Genomic DNA, 15830 nt, shown 5'->3' with positions numbered 1-15830 from the left:
TCCATCGCTTTAGGTTCAGCAGTCTGAAACAGCCTGACGGCTGCTTTTTTATTGCCGCAGCGGCGCGTCTTCGCCGTTTTTTAGCAGCTTCTGCACATCTTTATCCGCTTTGATCTCAATCTCGTGCTCGATTTTTACGTTCATATTGATGGTAATCGGCTCTTTCGGAGCGGCGATCTCAATGCGCGGAACGCAGCCGCTGAGCAGCGCGCCCGCCAGGATCGGCAAAGCTTTATTCATTCAGGTTTTCCTTGTGCTGGCAGAGCGGCGTGTTGTTCCATCCACGACTGCAAATTATCGCCAAAGCGCAGGCTGCGCCAGAGCTGGAAAAGATTTTCCTGCTGCTGATAGTTCAGCGCCACGCGCTGATTTTTATCGCTGAAGCGGCTGGTGCCCTTAACCTGTGCCTTCATCAGCATATTACCTTCGCTGTCTATATCCAGCGTGGCCCGACTGCGGGAAATTTCCATATAGCGCAGCCAGTCCATTGCCGCACCGGCTGCAATATTACCGGTGGCAAGCGCGTCGGCGAAATCCTTGTCCAGCCGCAGCGTCAGCGGGCCGTTATTGTTCACCCAGCCGTCTTTCACCAGCCAGGCCGAGTTTTGCAGCCACAGCGGCAGCGCGCCGTCAATATGGCCGGACATGGCGATCTTTTTCGGCTGGATAGCGGTAACCAGCTCGCTCATGCTGATGTTTTTCAGCCGCAGCGTTGCCGCTTCGGTTTGCGGCATTTGCAGACTGACCAGGCTAAGCTGGCCGCCCAGCACATCAACGCCAACATTGCTTAAGCGCAGCGGCTGCCTGCTGCTCCAGGGATACCAGCCTTGCAGATCGGCATGAATATTTCTTAGCGCAAACTGGTTTTTTACCTCTTTGATGCGCAGCTCAACCGGGCCTTTCGCGCCAAAGCGCCACTGGCCCGCATTTAGCCGGAACGGCAGAGAAAAATCGATGCCGCTAAAGCGGTTATCTGGCGTTCGCACGCTGCCGCCGTTAACCACCCAGTGTCCGCCCGCCGTAAATCCCTGCCCGGCCGCGGCGGAAAAAGCGGCCTGTGCTCTGAGCGTGCCGTCGCGGATGGTCATTTTTAAATCCTCGCTGAGCAGCGATTGAAAAACTTTCAGCGACTGCTGCGGCCACCAGGCCTGGCCACGCAGCCGCTCGCCGTCCCAGCGACCCTGCACTTTGACTGGCCCAACCGGCTCGGCAGCCAGGCTGCCCTTATAATTGAAATTCGCCGGATCGCTGCCCGTTACATCAAGCTGCAGCTCAGCGGGCGGCAGATAGCCGCCGCTGGTAAAGTCGGTACGCTGCGCATTCAGGCGGAACTTTCCGCTAAAGCCTGGCGTAGCCGTATCGCGCTGCCAGCGTACCGGTTCCGCCAGCGTTAGCCTGGGGCTATTGATTTTTACGCCGCTATAGCGGATCTGATCGAAGCCTGTAGAAAGCGAGGCCAGCTCAATTTGCCGATCCTGCCAGCTTCCCTGTCCCTTTACATCCCATTTTGCCGCCAGCGGCGCCATCAGCCCGTCGCCCCAGTAACGCCATTGCCAGCGCCCTTTATCCGGCCAGAATGCCGCAGCGCGGCCGTCCAGATGCAGCCGGAACCTGCCCATTTGCGGATCGTGTGCGGAAAGGATCGCCTGCAGTCGCCCATCGATGCCCGCGGACGAAACGGCCAGCCCGGAAAGCGGCCAGCGCGCTTCATCTACCTCCAGCGTGGAGAGCAAACGCCCGCGCATCCGCAACAGTGCGCCTGGCTCAAGCCGTAGTATGGGGTCGAGAACCGGCCCCTGAAGCTCGCCCGGGATCCCGGCAAAGAAAAGCAGCTGCGCCAGTTTGCTCTCGCCCGTCAGGCGAAAAGGCAGCTGGCTTTGTGCCCAGTCGAGATGGCCTGGCCCCAGCGACAGCACTACGTTGCCTTTGCCGCCGCGCCCCTGCGTCAGCACGTTCAGACGACCGGTTACCTCCATGGCTGGCAGGCCCTGCTGCCAGTTATCCAGCGTTAGCGCCACGCCGCCCGACAGCGGCTGCGCGGCATAAGGCCAGCGCCAGCTTCCCTGCTTAACAGCTATCTGCTGCGCGGTAATTTGCCAGGGCAGGCTTACCAGCGGCAGCTCGTCATTTTGCGCGCTAACCGCCAGCGTGCCGCTGTTTTGCCGCCAGATAAGGCTGGCCCGAAGCGGCTGCGGCACGCTGGCAATGTTTAGCTCAGCAGCCAGCTCGCCGCTGTCGGGCAGGCGATCTGGCACTTCCGGTAGCCTGAGCTCCCCTTTGAGGGTGACGGGCTCGGTCATGCCAGGTGCGTTCAGAGTCAGGGACTGTAAGAGTAATTGCCGACCTGTAAGATCAGCCTGCAAAGAGAGGTTGTTACTCCGCCAGCGGATAATTTGCTGGCGTGGTTCCAGGCTAAGCCGCAGTTCACCAGCCCAGGTCTGCCACGGATTCAGGCTTAGCTCACCTATTACCACATCTGCTTTTGGCAGCATCGCCTGCCATTGTGCCAACGAACGCGGCGCGGCGGGCTGGCTGCTGCTTTCCGGCAGTTTAGCAAAGCAGGCGCTGTCGATCTGCAACCGCTTTGCGCCCAGAGCCCAGCGCCCTGCATGCCGTTGCAAGGTGATATCTTTGGCCTCTGCCAGCTCACAGCCCTCTACCCGATAGTGAATGCCGGGTAACCATAGTCCGCCAGTGCGCCAGTGCGGATTTCCTTCCAGCCTGACCGTAGTGGCGGCGGGCAGCCAGAATCCGGCCAGGCGCGGCAGCCACCAGCTTAGCGTCAGCAGCATCAGGCCAGTTAGTGCCGCTGCGGCCGCTGTCGCAACCAAAAAAAGCTTCCAGCCCCGGGTCATAGCTCCATCCATTCCTTATAAGCAGGCGTAAATCATGGCACGTCCCGCGCGCCGCGAGAAGATTTCAGCCCGAATTATACCCATACAGGTAAATTTTACCGCAGCCGCAGGATGAGAAATATTGTTATGCTTAGGTTATCTGACGGCTAAGGGAGAGAATGCATGAAACTCGCGGTATACAGTACCAAACAGTACGATCGGAAATACCTGGAGCAGGTTAATGAAAGCTATGGCTTCGAGCTGGAATTTTTCGATTTTCTGCTGACGGCAAAGACGGCGAAAACGGCGACAGGCTGCGACGGCGTGTGTATTTTCGTTAATGATGACGGCGGCCGCGAAGTGTTGGAAGAGCTGGCGGCGCTGGGCATCAAATTTGTCGCGCTGCGCTGCGCTGGCTTTAATAACGTCGATCTTGATGCTGCCAAAGAGCTTGGATTGCAGGTAGTGCGCGTGCCTGCCTATTCACCTGAAGCCGTTGCCGAACATGCCGTCGGTTTAATGATGACGCTGAATCGCCGTATCCACCGGGCCTATCAGCGCACCCGCGATGCTAACTTTTCGCTGGAAGGCTTAATTGGTTTTAATATGCATGGCCGCACCGCCGGTATCATCGGCACAGGCAAAATCGGCATCGCCACGCTGCGTATTCTTAAAGGATTCGGCATGCGCCTGCTGGCGTTTGACCCTTATCCTAACCCGCAGGCGCTTGAGCTGGGTGCGAGCTATGTGGATATCAAAACGCTGTTTAAGGAAGCAGATGTTATTTCGCTGCACTGCCCGCTAACGCCGGAGAATAATCATCTGCTGAACATGGCGGCTTTCCGGCAGATGAAAGATGGCGTAATGATCATTAATACCAGCCGCGGCGGTTTAATTGATTCACAGGCGGCAATCGACGCGCTGAAAATGCAAAAAATCGGCTCGCTGGGTATGGACGTTTATGAAAACGAACGCGATCTCTTTTTTGAAGATAAGTCCAACGATGTTATTCAGGATGATATCTTCCGTCGCCTTTCGGCCTGCCATAACGTGCTGTTTACCGGCCATCAGGCTTTTCTGACGGCGGAAGCCTTAACCAGCATCGCCACCACCACGCTGCAAAACCTGCGCCAGCTTGAAAAAGGCGAGCCCTGCGGGAACGAGCTGACCGCGACGGGCGTTTAGCGAATGCAGCTGCCGCTGGCCAGCGCGCTTTCACCACAGCGGCGGCCGTTAGCCAGCTGGCACATGCCTACCGAACTGCCATCCAGCTGGCGCGAAAGCGCCAGCGTTCCCCCGGCGTTTTCACAGGCGCTGGCCGCTAAATCGGACATCACGACTTTAGGCGGGACATGGGCGCTGGTGGCCTGTTGCGGCGGTTCGTTATCGCTGCTGCTACAGCCTGCAAGCAGGGTGCAGCCGATAAACAGAAAGGTCGCTGCTCTCATCTGAAAACTCCGGGAGTGGTAAATAGGCGTGGGTCAGCATATGTCAGGTTGCAGGCCGGGTCGAGCGCAGTCACGAATATTTACCAAATTAAAAACGGTGAATGGCAATAGCCGCTATTCTTATTTATCACTCATTCGCCGCCAACCCTGCGTGACAGCGTCACAAACCTTTTGCTTACAAGGGTTGGCGTTATGTGCTTTAAGCCAAAAAGGCATACAGCAACAGCCTGAAGCGCCAGAAACTTTATGGCATGATATCTGTCACGTTTCGGCAGCTTAACAGAGGCCAGGCTAAATAAGGTTTTATCTAAGGAGAGGGAAATGAGCGATCAACAAGTTCGTATCGTGGCTAAATTTACTGCCAGAGCAGGCAAAGCGGACGAGTTAAAAAGAGTGCTGAACGCAGGCGTTAAGCCCGCGCGCGCGGAAGCTGGCTGCGTTCATTACGATTTGTACCGCAGCGTAGAAGACGGCAATGTCTTTCTGTTTCATGAAACCTGGCAGGATGCGCAGGCAGTCGATATTCACGGCGGACAGCCCCACTTTAAAACCCTGATGGCCGACGCCGAGCCGCTGCTGGCGCAGCCGCCGGAAGTGATAAAATTCTGAGTTCGGCTGCTGAGCCCCGCCGCAAGCGGGGCTCGTCTTTCGGCTATTTCAACAGCCGTGCGCGGCAGTTCTTACCTTTGATTTTCAACTGCTGCAGCTGCTTCATGACCTGGCGCGCGCTGTCATGTCGGATAGCAACACAGGCCTGGGTCGGGCCAATATCAATTTTGCCAATCGCCTCGCCGCTCAGCCCCGCCTCGCCGGTAAGCGCCCCCAGAATATCGCCCGGACGGATTTTTGCTTTACGACCGCCATCCAGACTCAGCGTCACCATTTCCGCTGGCAGCGGGCGCGGCGCGATGCTTTTCAGTTCCGCCACGCTGCGCCAGTTTAACTTTTGCTGCAAAAAATCTTCCAGCGCATGGGCGCGGATCATCTCATCTGGCGATACCAGGCTGATTGCAGTTCCCTCTGCGCCAGCGCGTGCCGTACGCCCGATACGATGCACGTGCACTTCCGGATCGTAAGAGAGCTGATAGTTCACCACCATCGCCAGCGCTTTGATATCCAGCCCGCGTGCTGCAACGTCCGTTGCGACTAATACTCTGCAACTACCGTTGGCAAAGCGAACCAGCACCTGATCCCTTTCACGCTGTTCCAGATCGCCATGCAGCGCCAGTGCGCTTATTTGATGGCTCTCCAGCACGGCGGCGATATCATCGCATTCGCGCTTAGTGTTGCAGAACACGACGCAGGATGCAGGCTGCCTGTCGCTAAGCAAGCCGATTAGCGCGGGCAGTTTTTCCCGGCCGCTGGCTTCATAAAATGCCTGCTCGACCGCTGGCAAATCGCTGACCACATCCGTTTCCACGCTCAGCGGCTCGCGCTGAATGCGCTGGCTGATCTGCGCGATATCCTGCGGCCAGGTAGCGGAAAAGAGCAGCGTCTGACGCGCTGGCGGCGCATAACTTACAATGGCGTCGATATCCTCGCGGAAGCCCATTTCCAGCATGCGATCGGCCTCGTCCAGCACCAGCGTAGCCAGGCTATCCAGCTTCAGGGTTTCGCGCTGCAGATGGTCAAGGATGCGTCCCGGCGTACCAACGACAATATGCGGAGCATGGATCAGCGAATCGCGCTGGGCGCCCATCGGCTGGCCGCCGCACAGCGTCAGAATTTTGATATTAGCGGCGAACCGCGCCAGACGGCGCAGCTCTTTGGTTACCTGGTCAGCCAGTTCACGCGTTGGGCAAAGCACCAGCGACTGGGTTACGAACTGCGCGGCGTCGATACGCTGCATAACGCCAAGCCCGAAAGCGGCGGTTTTGCCGCTGCCCGTTTTCGCCTGGGCGCGGACATCGCGGCCTTCGAGGATGGCGGGCAGCGCCGCAGCCTGGATCGGGGTCATGCTGTGGTAGCCCAGCTCGTTAAGATTGGCGATCTGGCTGGCTGGCAGGGAAGTCAGGGTTGAAAAAGCGCTCACAAATTACTCTCTGAAAAACCGGAGGAGGGATTGGCCCAGAGTGTAGCAGAAAGCGCTGGCGGAGGTTACTGCCGTCGGCAAGCCCTGGGCTGAATGTGGGAGGCTTTACGCCTCCCGGCAACTAGATATTAGTGACATCGATAAACATCGATTTATCTATATTGGTCGAGGAAACCGTCGCTTCGCTAAAGGCGTACTCTTCCCTTTCGCCTTCGCGATCCAGCGGCAGATTAACAAAGTCGAACAGGTTGCGATCCGCCAGCTGGCTTGGGCTAACGTTTTGCAGCGATTTAAAAACGCTTTCCACGCGGCCCGGCTCTTTTTTATCCCACTCGGCCAGCATGGCTTTGATAGCCTGACGCTGTAAGTTTTCCTGCGAGCCGCAAAGGTTGCACGGAATAATCGGGAAGTTTTTCTGCTCAGAATAAGCGATCAGGTCTTTTTCCCGGCAGTAAGCCAACGGACGGATCACCACATTGCGACCATCGTCGGAGCGCAGCTTCGGCGGCATCGCCTTCATGCGCGCGCCGTGGAAAATATTCAGAAACAGGGTTTCCACTATATCGTCCAGATGGTGGCCCAGCGCGATTTTGGTGGCGCCAATGCGCTCGGCGAACGAGTACAGCGTGCCGCGACGCAGCCTGGAGCAGAGGCCGCAGGTGGTTTTGCCTTCCGGGATTTTCTCTTTAACTACCGAATAGGTGTCTTTATCGACGATATAGTAAGGAATATTCAGGCTTTCAAAATAATCCGGCAGAATATGCTCGGGGAAACCGGGCTGCTTCTGGTCAAGGTTAACGGCCACCACCTCAAACTTCACGGGCGCGACTTTTTGCAGGTTAAGCAGGATATCCAGCATGGCGAAGGAGTCTTTGCCGCCGCTCATACAGGCCATCACCACATCGTTTTCTTCAATCATGTTGTAATCGATAATGGCGTTGCCGACGTTTCTTCTGAGGCGCTTCTGCAGCTTGTTAAACTCGAGCGTCTCTTTTCTTGTATCAGTCTGGTTCATAAATACTTATTGCACCGAGCGGTCGAACCGGCGGCGGGTTTCCTGGTTGGGCGTTGAACTGTCGCGGATTATACGGGTTTTTAACGGAGGTGGAAATATTCGGCAAGTCTTCATCTGCGGCTGATTAAAAAGGCCGGTTGCGCTAACCGGCCAGAAAACAAAGGCGTTGACGTTGGGATCAGTCTGCCACCGGACAAGCGCTATTACATATGTGGTGGCGGATCGGTAATAGGATCCGGCACGTCCGGCGGCGGATCGGGCATCGGCTGCGGTGACGGAATCGGCTCCGGAATAGGTACGGGATCGGTTGGAATAGGATCGGTCGGAACCGGGTCGGAAGCTCGCGGTGTATCCATTACGTAGTCGGACAGCATATCTTCCTCCTCAGACTTAAGGTGAACCTTAAGCATAGGCAGCCACGTCCATGCTGGCAAACGGGCAAAAAAAAGCCGGCTAACGCCGGCTCGTATGAATTAAAAGTGCTATGCAGTAATTCAAAAAAGGAAGTAAGACAATATGGAGCGCAACGCCCATCGCTTGACGTTGCATTCACCTGCGAGAGAGAGTTTGCCCCAGCCGCTGCGGCCTTTTATTGATGTCGATCAGCTTTTTGCCCGCTTTTTGCGCTTTATCCCGCAGAGCCACGATAAATTACAGCCATTTACGACGACGTAACCACCAGGCAACCCCCAGCACCAGCGCCACTAACAAAAAACAAAAAGTGGCGAAGCCAAAGCGCCAGTTACCGCCGGGAATGCCGCCAAGGTTGACGCCAAACAGGCCGGTCAGGAAGGTGGTAGGCAAAAACACCATCGCCAGCAGCGACATGGTATAGGTACGGCGGTTCATCGCCTCTGCCATTACCGAACTGATTTCATCCGCCAGCACCGCCGTGCGCGCCACGCTGGCATCCAGATCGTCCAGCCCGCGCCCTAACCTGTCGGAGATATCCTGCATGCGCCGCCGATCGTCATCGCTCATCCAGGGCAGGCGCTCGCTGGCGATACGCGAAAAGACATCCCGCTGTGGTGCCATATAGCGCCGCATAATAATTAGCTGCTTGCGGATTAGCGCCAGCTCGCCTCTTGGCGGCACCTGCTGATCCACTACCGCATCCTCAAGCTCAATGATTTTATCGTGCAGATCTTCAATAAATTCACTGGTGTGATCGGTCAGCGCATCGCAGACGTCCACCAGCCAGCTACCGCCGTTTACCGGGCCGTTGCCGTTTTGCAGATCGGTCAGTACCTCGTCAATAGCGAATACTTTGCGCTGACGAGTGGAAACAATCAGTTTCTCGTTAATAAATACGCGAATAACCACCAGCTGATCGGGCCGCGATTCGCTGTTCAGGTTAACGCTGCGCAGCGTAATCATGGTGCCGTCGCCAAGCCGGTTGACTCTTGGCCGCATGCTGTCGCCACCCAGCGCGTCGCGGACGGCGTCCGGGATCAGCGGCGTGGACATCAGCCACTCTGCGCTTTCGCGGTGCGTGTAATTAAGGTGCAGCCAGCAGGGCTTATCACAGTGAATTACGTCTTTGTCATCAATCGGAATCAAACCGCCCTTGCCATCTAACTGACAGGAAATAATGGCGTCCGATACCTGTAGGGCTTTACCTGCTATGCTTTCCACAACTGCTCCACGCTCAGCATAATCAATGCGCTACAGTCTAGCCTGCCGCTATGGCAATGCAAAATCCCCTTTCTGGCGGCAGGCGTTAAAAAGCATGTCATTCTGCAACTAAAATCCGACCCGGTTCACAATCCAGGTATTTGTCTTGTTTCTGTGCTTGTTTTTTCACCACGGACGGGAAATTATTCTGGCTGCTCATCAGGATTGTTACTGTTTAAGCAGGCAAAACCTGAACCCGCTATTTTCGCCACTGCGCAAAATAGCGGGTTCAGGTTTTTTTTTGGCTTGCCGCCAGCCGCGGCGGTAGCGAAGATCGCAGGGAGTCCGACATGTCATATCAGCAGCTGGCCCGACAAATCTTGCAGGGCGTGGGCGGTCCACAAAATATCGAGTCACTGGTGCACTGCGCCACCCGGCTACGCTTCAGGCTAAAATCCGCTGCCCAGGCCGATATAGCCTCGCTGGAAAAAAATCAGGGTATCATTGCCGTGGTGGAAAGCGGCGGCCAGCATCAGATAGTGATTGGCAATCATGTTGGCGATGTTTACCGGGCTGTGCTCACCGAAGGCGGTCTGAGCGAAGGCGAGCAGTCTGGCGCCGCGCCCGCAAAACAGTCACTGTTTAACCGCTTTATCGATATTGTTTCCGGCATTTTTACGCCGTTTCTCGGCGTTATGGCGGCCTCCGGCGTGCTCAAAGGCCTGCTGGCGCTGGCGCTGGCTTTGGGGATCTGTGAGGAGCAGAGCGGCAGCTATCAAATCCTGTTTGTCACCAGCGACGCGCTGTTTTTCTTTTTCCCGGTGGTGCTGGGCTATTGCGCAGGCAAAAAATTCGGCGGCAATCCTTTTATTGCAATGGCGATCGGCGCCGCGTTAGTCCATCCGGTTATGCGGCAGGCCTTCAGCGATGCCGGGTCTGGCGAAGCCGCTTTCTCTTTTCTTGGCATTCCGGTGGTGCTCATCGACTATGCCTCTTCGGTGATCCCGATAGTGCTGGCCGCCTGGCTCGCCAGTTTGATTGAGCGAACAGTCAATCCACGCATGCCGGATGCCATACGTAATTTTATTACACCACTGATTTGTCTGGTTCTGGTGGTACCGCTGAGCTTTTTGGTGATTGGCCCGGTTGCTACCTGGCTAAGCAGGCTGCTGGCGGACGGCTATCTATGGATCTACGGGCTCAGCCCGCTGGTTGCCGGGCTTTTTCTGGGCGGGTTCTGGCAGGTTTTCGTTATTTTTGGCCTGCACTGGGGACTGGTGCCGCTGATGATTAATAACCTCAGCATGCACGGCCAGGATTTTATGGCGCCGCTGCTGTTCGCCGCCGTCATGGGGCAAAGCGGTGCAACGCTGGGCGTAATGCTGCGAACCCGCGATAACAAGCTGAAAGGCATTGCGGCTTCCGCTTTCAGCGCCACTATTTTCGGTATTACCGAACCGGCGGTGTATGGCGTCACCCTGCCCAATCGTCGCCCCTTTATTTTCGGCTGTGTCGGTGGCGCGCTGGGTGCGGCGCTGATCGGCTATTTCCATGCGAGCGTCTATTCGTTCGGGCTGGCCAGTGTATTCACTATTTTTCAGAGCGTGCCGAAAACCGGCATTGATATCACCGTCTATGCCGTCATCGCGGGCGCCGCACTGGCGTGGATTTTCGCCACGGTAGCGACTTTTCTTTTTGGCATGCCGGTGACGCGCGCGGAGGTGGCCGCTACTGATGAAACGCAGCAATCCCCCGCTACCTTGATCAATAAAATTATCCTGCCCAGCCCGCTAAGCGGCAAAATCGTCCCGCTGCAACAGATAGCAGATGAAACTTTCGCCAGCGGACTGCTGGGCAAAGGCACCGGCATTATTCCCGACAGAGGCCGCGTTATCGCTCCGGTAGACGGCACTGTGGCCTCGCTGTTTCATACCGGCCATGCCATAGGCCTGCTCGCCGATAGCGGTGTGGAGCTACTGATTCATATTGGCGTAGATACGGTAAAGCTGAACGGTAAGCACTTTACCGTGCACGTCAGCCAGAATCAGCCAGTCCGGCGCGGGGACTTGCTGATTGAGTTTGATATCGCCGCGATACGGGAAGCGGGATACGACCTGACTACGCCGGTTATCGTCAGCAACAGCGACGACTATCTGGATGTGTTACCTGGCGAAGATCGGCAGCAGGTAGAGGAGAACAGCGAGCTGCTGACGCTGATTATTTAATCGCAACAAGGAGTAAAAGATGAGCAAGTTTCCGCAGCACTTTCTTTGGGGCGGCGCGATTGCCGCTAATCAGGTCGAGGGCGCGTGGCAGGAGGACGGCAAAGGCATTTCTACCTCCGATTTGCAGCCTCACGGCATCTTTGGTGAGCGAGTGGAGCGCCAGCCGGGCGACTTCAATATCAAGGATATCGCCATCGATTTTTATCATCGCTATCCGGAAGATATCCGTCTGTTCGCTGAAATGGGTTTTACTGTTTTACGCATTTCTATCGCCTGGACGCGTATTTATCCTCAGGGTGACGAAGAGCAGCCGTGCGAAGCCGGCCTGGCTTTTTACGATCGAGTGTTTGACGAAATGGCGAAATATAACATCGCGCCGATGGTAACGATTTCGCATTACGAAATGCCCTGGGGTCTGGTGAAAAACTACGGTGGCTGGGGTAACCGTAACACCATCGCTTTCTTCGAGCGCTATGCCCGCACGCTTTTTGAACGTTATAGGCACAAGGTAAAATATTGGCTGACCTTTAACGAAATCAATATGTCGCTGCATGCGCCTTTCACCGGCGTGGGCCTGCCGGAAGAGAGCAGCAGCCAGGCAGTTTATCAGGCAATTCACCACCAGCTGGTGGCAAGCGCCCGCGTGGTCAAAGCCTGTCACCAAATCGTGCCGGACGGGAAAATCGGCAATATGCTGCTGGGCGGCCTACTCTATCCGCTTAGCTGCCGGCCAGAAGATATGCTGGAAACGCTGCAAAAGAATCGGGAATGGCTGTTCTTCGGCGATGTACAAGCACGCGGCGCCTACCCCAGCTGGGCGAGCCGCTTTTTCAAACAGCGCGGCGTAGAGCTGGAGATAAGCGAGCAGGATAAGATCGATTTACGCGAAACGGTAGATTATATCTCTTTTAGCTATTACATGAGCGGCTGCGCCACGGCGGATAAAGAGCAGGCGCAGGCGCGCGGCAACATTTTGAATATGGTGCCCAACCCGCACCTGCCCGCTACGGAATGGGGCTGGCAGATCGATCCGCTGGGGCTGCGCCTGCTGCTGAACGAGCTTTACGATCGCTACCAGAAACCGCTGTTTATCGTGGAAAACGGCCTGGGCGCCAGAGATAAAATCGAAGCGGACGGCAGCATCAATGACGACTACCGCATCGCCTATCTGAACGATCATCTGGTTCAGGTGCGCGAGGCGATTGAGGATGGCGTGGAAATCTGGGGCTATACCAGTTGGGGGCCGATAGATTTAGTCAGCGCCTCTAAGGCCGAGCTGTCAAAACGCTACGGCTTTATCTACGTTGACCGTGACGACCAGGGCAAGGGCACGCTGGCGCGCAAAAGAAAGAAAAGCTTCTGGTGGTACCAGGATGTGATTAAGAGCCACGGCGCCACGCTGAAATAAACCCCAGCGTGACAGGGCCAGTTGTCCTGCTGCTATTTTTTGCTGCATGCTGGCGCCCGGCATAAAACGGCAGCGCAGTCCGTGCTCAGGTCTCGCCCTCACGCTCTTCCGGCGCCAGCGTTTCATTTCTGATCCGCTCGATATGGATAGTCAGAAAGAGTTGCTCTTCACCTTCCAGCGACCAGGCGTAATGCTTTTCTACGTGGCGTGCAATTTTATCCACGCAGCGCCAGGCCTGCGGATAGCGGTTGCGCACCATCTCCTGCAGCGCTCGATCGCCGCTGGCAACGCTCTTTTTTCCCAATATGCGCTGGGCGAAAAACTTAAGATGGGTGACAAAGCGGTTATAGCTTAGCGAATCGCGCTGGTACTCAATTTGCAGTTGATACTTTACGATATCGAGGATCTGCTGCATAAACCGCGTGATATAGAGTACCTCCGGCATATCGCTGTGCAGCTGGGCGTTAACCAGATGCAGCGCGATAAAGCCCGCTTCGTCCTCTTCCAGGCGCACGCCCAGCCGCTGGTTGATTATCTCCAGCGCCGCCAGGCCAAGCTCATATTCTTTGGGATAAAGCGAATGGATTTCCCAACGCAGCACGTTGCGCAACGGGATCTGCTGCCGCTGGCGCTGCAGCGCGAAATTAATGTGATCGGTCAGGCTAATGACCAGGCTTTCATGCAGAATGCCGGTCAGCGACTGCCGGGCCAGCGTGATAATGCATTCACTGGCGGCAATAACCTCGGGCGGGATCGCCATCAACAGTTCACCCAGCCTGCCTGCCAGCTGGCTATCCTGCAAGGTGAACACCTTTTCGACCTGTGTGGCGTCGAGCTCTTCGCCCGGCCGCTTGTGAAAAGCGAGGCCGCGCCCCATGACAACCTGCTCTTTGCCCTGCTTATCGAGCACTACCGCCACGTTGTTATTGAGTATTTTGATAATTTCCATGCTGATACCCGCCCATAAAAAAACCTGACTTTCGGATCGCGCCGGGGTCAGGTTTTGCCTGCAGCGAAGCAGTAACGATCCAGTCGCTACCTTAATTCATTGCGGATTCAGCTCAAGCATACGGTGACAAAGTTGTGAGATGTCCCGGAATTCGTTTTGTTTTAGCTGGTTAGCCCGGCGGAACATTTGGCTTTTTCCAGCGTTTTCAGCTGGTCCATCCGCTGGTCGGCATGTTTTTGCGCCAGGCTTTTCGCCACGCCGTTACCGATGCCAAAATCGCCGATAAAGCCCAGCACGGTGAGTCCGTTAAATTCCCCGGTTTTATCAATCTGCTGCTGAACCTGCTGCTGGCTGGCAATCTCTTTTTCCACGGCGGGACAATCGAGCTGGGTTTGCTGCACATCGCTGACCGGCGGCGATGCGGGATACTGTTTTAACGCGCAGCCAGACAGCAGTAACGCAAGAGTGAGCACAACACCGATTTTGTTCATAAAGCACCTGGTTAAGAAGAGTCTTACAGCCGATTATCCTCCGGCGGCAAGATAACGATGCATAAAGCAGCGACACTATTTGCTGGTTTATTGCTCGTTAGCCGGCAGCGCTGCCGGCCTGAAGCTTAATTATGTTTAAGGATATAGAGCATGCGGCTATAGGCGACGTCTTCCGGATTAGTTATCGGATAGCCTTTGACCCAGGGCTTAATCAGGCGGCCGTTGGAGAGCTGATAAATTGGCGCTATAGGTACCTTGTCCGCCAGGATTTGCTCGGCGCGGTTATAATCCTGGTTGCGGATTTCGCTGTTGGTTTCCCGGCTCGCTTTCGCCAGCAGCTCATCGTAGGCGGCGTTTTTAAAACGGGAAATATTGCCGCTGTGGCTGCTGGTGAGCAGGCTTAAAAAGGTAGAGGGTTCATTGTAGTCGCCCACCCAGGAGGCGCGAATAACATCGAAATTACCGCTGTTACGGCTGTCGATATAGGTTTTCCACTCCTGATTTTGCAGCTTTACGTTAACGCCCAGATTTTTCTTCCACATTGAGGCGACGGCAATGGCGATTTTCTGGTTGTTTTCCGAGCTGTTATACAGCAGCGTCAGATTAAGCGGATGCGTTGGCCCGTAGCCCGCCGCCGCCAGCAACCCTTTTGCCTGCTCGTTGAGCTCTGCCTGGCTGTGCTGCTGCAAAAAGCCCGGCTGTGGCTGAAAACCTGCGGTAACATCTGCCGTAAAATGCCAGGCAGGCTTTTCGCCGGTGCCCAGCACTTTATCGGCGATAATGCGGCGGTCTATGCTCCAGGAGAGCGCTTTACGCACTCGCTCGTCCGCTGTTGGCCCTTTTACCGTATTAAAAGCATAGTAATAAGTCCCCAGCTGATCCGGCGTATAAACCTCATTGGGGATCTGCTTTTTCAGCAGGCCGTACATATTTTTGGGAAAAGATTCGGTGATATCAATATCGCCAGCGCGATAGCGTTTGGTGGCGCTCGATTCTTCGCTAATGGGTACGAAGGTGACTTTATTCAGCACGCTATGGGCGTTATCCCAGTAATTTTTGTTGCGCGCCAGCACCAGTTTTTCATTGACTACCCTTTCCTCTAATTGATAGGCGCCGTTGCCTACCAGCTTGCCGGGCTGCGTCCAGGCTGCGCCCTGCTGCGCGATAACCTTTTGCGGGACGGGATAGAGGCTGAAATTAGCGGTCAGACTGACGAAATAAGGTACGGGTTTATCCAGCGTGACTTTCAGCCGGTAATCGTCCAGCGCGGTCACGCCCAGCTTAGCGGGCGGCAGTTCGCCTTTGGTGATGGCGGCAGCGTTGGCGATACCGGCCAGATCGGCGAACCAGGCAAACGTCGAGGCGGTTTTGGGATCCACCAGCCGCTGCCAGCTATAAACAAAATCGTTGGCGGTTACGGGATCGCCATTTGACCAGCGCGCATCTTTACGCAGGGTAAAAATCCAGGTTTTGTTATCGGTGGTTTGCCACTGCGTGGCCACGCTAGGCACACTTTTACCCTGAGCGTCCTGGCTGGTTAGCCCTTCAAAGAGATCGCGGATAACCTGAATTTCCGGCAGCCCTACGGCTTTAGCAGGATCGAGCGAGGCAGGCTCGTCTTTGATATGGCGAACAATCTCCTGGCGGGCAGCCAGTTCAACGCCGGACGGCACCTCGGCGGCATTAACAGCAGCGCTGACGCTCAGGGCCAGCAGCGTCAGCGTAGAATAGATAGCGTTCCTCATCAGGATACCTCGGTATGCGGTATGGGGCGGTGCAAGGAACTTTAGCGCAACTCCTTGTGATAATTACAG

Annotated in this window: 15 protein-coding genes; 5 read left to right on the top strand and 10 right to left on the bottom strand. The window is 55.8% G+C overall.

Features of this window, described 5'->3' with window-relative positions; translation table 11 throughout:
- Positions 1-48 precede the first annotated feature (48 nt).
- Both ACETPC_RS02000 and ACETPC_RS01995 read right to left on the bottom strand, forming a co-directional pair.
- Positions 49-240 carry a YnbE family lipoprotein gene (locus ACETPC_RS02000; protein ID WP_380178134.1) on the bottom strand — a complete coding sequence of 64 codons (192 nt, stop codon included), beginning with the start codon at positions 238-240 and terminating at the stop codon, positions 49-51.
- Positions 237-2855 (bottom strand): YdbH family protein, encoded by a 2619-nt coding sequence (locus tag ACETPC_RS01995; RefSeq protein WP_380178132.1) that lies wholly within the window; start codon positions 2853-2855, stop codon positions 237-239. Before ACETPC_RS01995 ends, ACETPC_RS02000 begins: the two co-directional genes overlap by 4 nt.
- 162 nt (positions 2856-3017) lie before the next feature.
- On the opposite strand from ACETPC_RS01995, the gene ACETPC_RS01990 reads away from it, so the two are divergent.
- The gene (locus tag ACETPC_RS01990) at positions 3018-4019 is read left to right on the top strand and encodes a 2-hydroxyacid dehydrogenase (RefSeq protein ID WP_380178130.1); all 1002 of its coding nucleotides are present in this window, start codon (positions 3018-3020) and stop codon (positions 4017-4019) included.
- Here ACETPC_RS01990 and ACETPC_RS01985 read toward each other — a convergent pair.
- Complete coding sequence (locus tag ACETPC_RS01985) at positions 4016-4282, bottom strand: DUF333 domain-containing protein (RefSeq protein ID WP_380178128.1); 267 nt, start codon at positions 4280-4282, stop codon at positions 4016-4018. The genes ACETPC_RS01990 and ACETPC_RS01985 overlap by 4 nt on opposite strands.
- 321 nt (positions 4283-4603) lie before the next feature.
- On the opposite strand from ACETPC_RS01985, the gene ACETPC_RS01980 reads away from it, so the two are divergent.
- Positions 4604-4891 carry a putative quinol monooxygenase gene (locus ACETPC_RS01980; RefSeq protein ID WP_380178126.1) on the top strand — a complete coding sequence of 96 codons (288 nt, stop codon included), beginning with the start codon at positions 4604-4606 and terminating at the stop codon, positions 4889-4891.
- 43 nt (positions 4892-4934) lie between these two features.
- On the opposite strand, the gene dbpA is transcribed toward ACETPC_RS01980, so the two are convergent.
- The 3 genes from dbpA to ACETPC_RS01965 form a co-directional block, all read right to left on the bottom strand.
- Positions 4935-6314 carry an ATP-dependent RNA helicase DbpA gene (gene dbpA / locus ACETPC_RS01975; RefSeq protein ID WP_380178124.1) on the bottom strand — a complete coding sequence of 460 codons (1380 nt, stop codon included), beginning with the start codon at positions 6312-6314 and terminating at the stop codon, positions 4935-4937.
- 121 nt (positions 6315-6435) lie between these two features.
- Positions 6436-7329, bottom strand: a complete 894-nt coding sequence (ttcA, locus tag ACETPC_RS01970; protein WP_380178122.1) for a tRNA 2-thiocytidine(32) synthetase TtcA — start codon at positions 7327-7329, stop codon at positions 6436-6438.
- 203 nt (positions 7330-7532) lie between these two features.
- On the bottom strand, positions 7533-7685 hold the full coding sequence (locus tag ACETPC_RS01965; protein WP_380178838.1) for a hypothetical protein: 153 nt from the start codon (positions 7683-7685) through the stop codon (positions 7533-7535).
- Positions 7686-7845: 160 nt separating this feature from the next.
- On the opposite strand from ACETPC_RS01965, the gene ACETPC_RS01960 reads away from it, so the two are divergent.
- Positions 7846-8004: a hypothetical protein gene (locus ACETPC_RS01960; protein WP_380178120.1), complete on the top strand. Its 159-nt coding sequence runs from the start codon at positions 7846-7848 to the stop codon at positions 8002-8004.
- Here ACETPC_RS01960 and zntB read toward each other — a convergent pair.
- The gene (gene zntB / locus ACETPC_RS01955; protein ID WP_380178118.1) at positions 7981-8964 is read right to left on the bottom strand and encodes a zinc transporter ZntB; all 984 of its coding nucleotides are present in this window, start codon (positions 8962-8964) and stop codon (positions 7981-7983) included. The two genes, ACETPC_RS01960 and zntB, sit on opposite strands and share 24 nt — an antisense overlap.
- 329 nt (positions 8965-9293) lie before the next feature.
- On the opposite strand from zntB, the gene bglF reads away from it, so the two are divergent.
- Positions 9294-11168 carry a PTS beta-glucoside transporter subunit IIABC gene (gene bglF, locus ACETPC_RS01950; RefSeq protein ID WP_380178116.1) on the top strand — a complete coding sequence of 625 codons (1875 nt, stop codon included), beginning with the start codon at positions 9294-9296 and terminating at the stop codon, positions 11166-11168.
- 19 nt (positions 11169-11187) lie between these two features.
- Positions 11188-12576, top strand: coding sequence for a 6-phospho-beta-glucosidase (ascB, locus tag ACETPC_RS01945; RefSeq protein WP_380178114.1), 1389 nt, complete (start codon positions 11188-11190; stop codon positions 12574-12576).
- A gap of 85 nt (positions 12577-12661) precedes the next feature.
- Here the strand turns inward: ascB and licT are convergent, their stop codons facing one another.
- From licT to ACETPC_RS01930, 3 genes are all read right to left on the bottom strand, one after another.
- A complete protein-coding gene (gene licT / locus ACETPC_RS01940) occupies positions 12662-13525 on the bottom strand; it encodes a BglG family transcription antiterminator LicT (protein ID WP_380178112.1) in 864 nt (287 codons plus the stop codon).
- A gap of 161 nt (positions 13526-13686) precedes the next feature.
- Positions 13687-14016, bottom strand: a complete 330-nt coding sequence (locus ACETPC_RS01935; protein ID WP_380178111.1) for a hypothetical protein — start codon at positions 14014-14016, stop codon at positions 13687-13689.
- A 125-nt stretch (positions 14017-14141) separates the two neighbouring features.
- On the bottom strand, positions 14142-15761 hold the full coding sequence (locus tag ACETPC_RS01930; RefSeq protein ID WP_380178109.1) for an ABC transporter substrate-binding protein: 1620 nt from the start codon (positions 15759-15761) through the stop codon (positions 14142-14144).
- Positions 15762-15830: the final 69 nt, after the last annotated feature.

Source organism: Pantoea sp. sgz302252 (assembly GCF_042610525.1).
Lineage (GTDB): Bacteria > Pseudomonadota > Gammaproteobacteria > Enterobacterales > Enterobacteriaceae > Erwinia.
The sequence above is the reverse complement of the archived record's forward strand: the minus strand, read 5'-3'. Positions and strand labels throughout refer to the sequence as shown.

Bases quoted from the DNA above. Each gene is read 5' to 3' on its own strand.
- ACETPC_RS02000 (WP_380178134.1), bottom strand. From the start codon at position 240: ATGAATAAAGCTTTGCCGATCCTGGCGGGCGCGCTGCTCAGCGGCTGC.
- ACETPC_RS01995 (WP_380178132.1), bottom strand. From the start codon at position 2,855: ATGACCCGGGGCTGGAAGCTTTTTTTGGTTGCGACAGCGGCCGCAGCG.
- ACETPC_RS01990 (WP_380178130.1), top strand. From the start codon at position 3,018: ATGAAACTCGCGGTATACAGTACCAAACAGTACGATCGGAAATACCTG.
- ACETPC_RS01985 (WP_380178128.1), bottom strand. From the start codon at position 4,282: ATGAGAGCAGCGACCTTTCTGTTTATCGGCTGCACCCTGCTTGCAGGC.
- ACETPC_RS01980 (WP_380178126.1), top strand. From the start codon at position 4,604: ATGAGCGATCAACAAGTTCGTATCGTGGCTAAATTTACTGCCAGAGCA.
- ttcA (WP_380178122.1), bottom strand. From the start codon at position 7,329: ATGAACCAGACTGATACAAGAAAAGAGACGCTCGAGTTTAACAAGCTG.
- ACETPC_RS01965 (WP_380178838.1), bottom strand. From the start codon at position 7,685: ATGGATACACCGCGAGCTTCCGACCCGGTTCCGACCGATCCTATTCCA.
- ACETPC_RS01960 (WP_380178120.1), top strand. From the start codon at position 7,846: ATGGAGCGCAACGCCCATCGCTTGACGTTGCATTCACCTGCGAGAGAG.
- bglF (WP_380178116.1), top strand. From the start codon at position 9,294: ATGTCATATCAGCAGCTGGCCCGACAAATCTTGCAGGGCGTGGGCGGT.
- ascB (WP_380178114.1), top strand. From the start codon at position 11,188: ATGAGCAAGTTTCCGCAGCACTTTCTTTGGGGCGGCGCGATTGCCGCT.
- licT (WP_380178112.1), bottom strand. From the start codon at position 13,525: ATGGAAATTATCAAAATACTCAATAACAACGTGGCGGTAGTGCTCGAT.
- ACETPC_RS01935 (WP_380178111.1), bottom strand. From the start codon at position 14,016: ATGAACAAAATCGGTGTTGTGCTCACTCTTGCGTTACTGCTGTCTGGC.
- ACETPC_RS01930 (WP_380178109.1), bottom strand. From the start codon at position 15,761: ATGAGGAACGCTATCTATTCTACGCTGACGCTGCTGGCCCTGAGCGTC.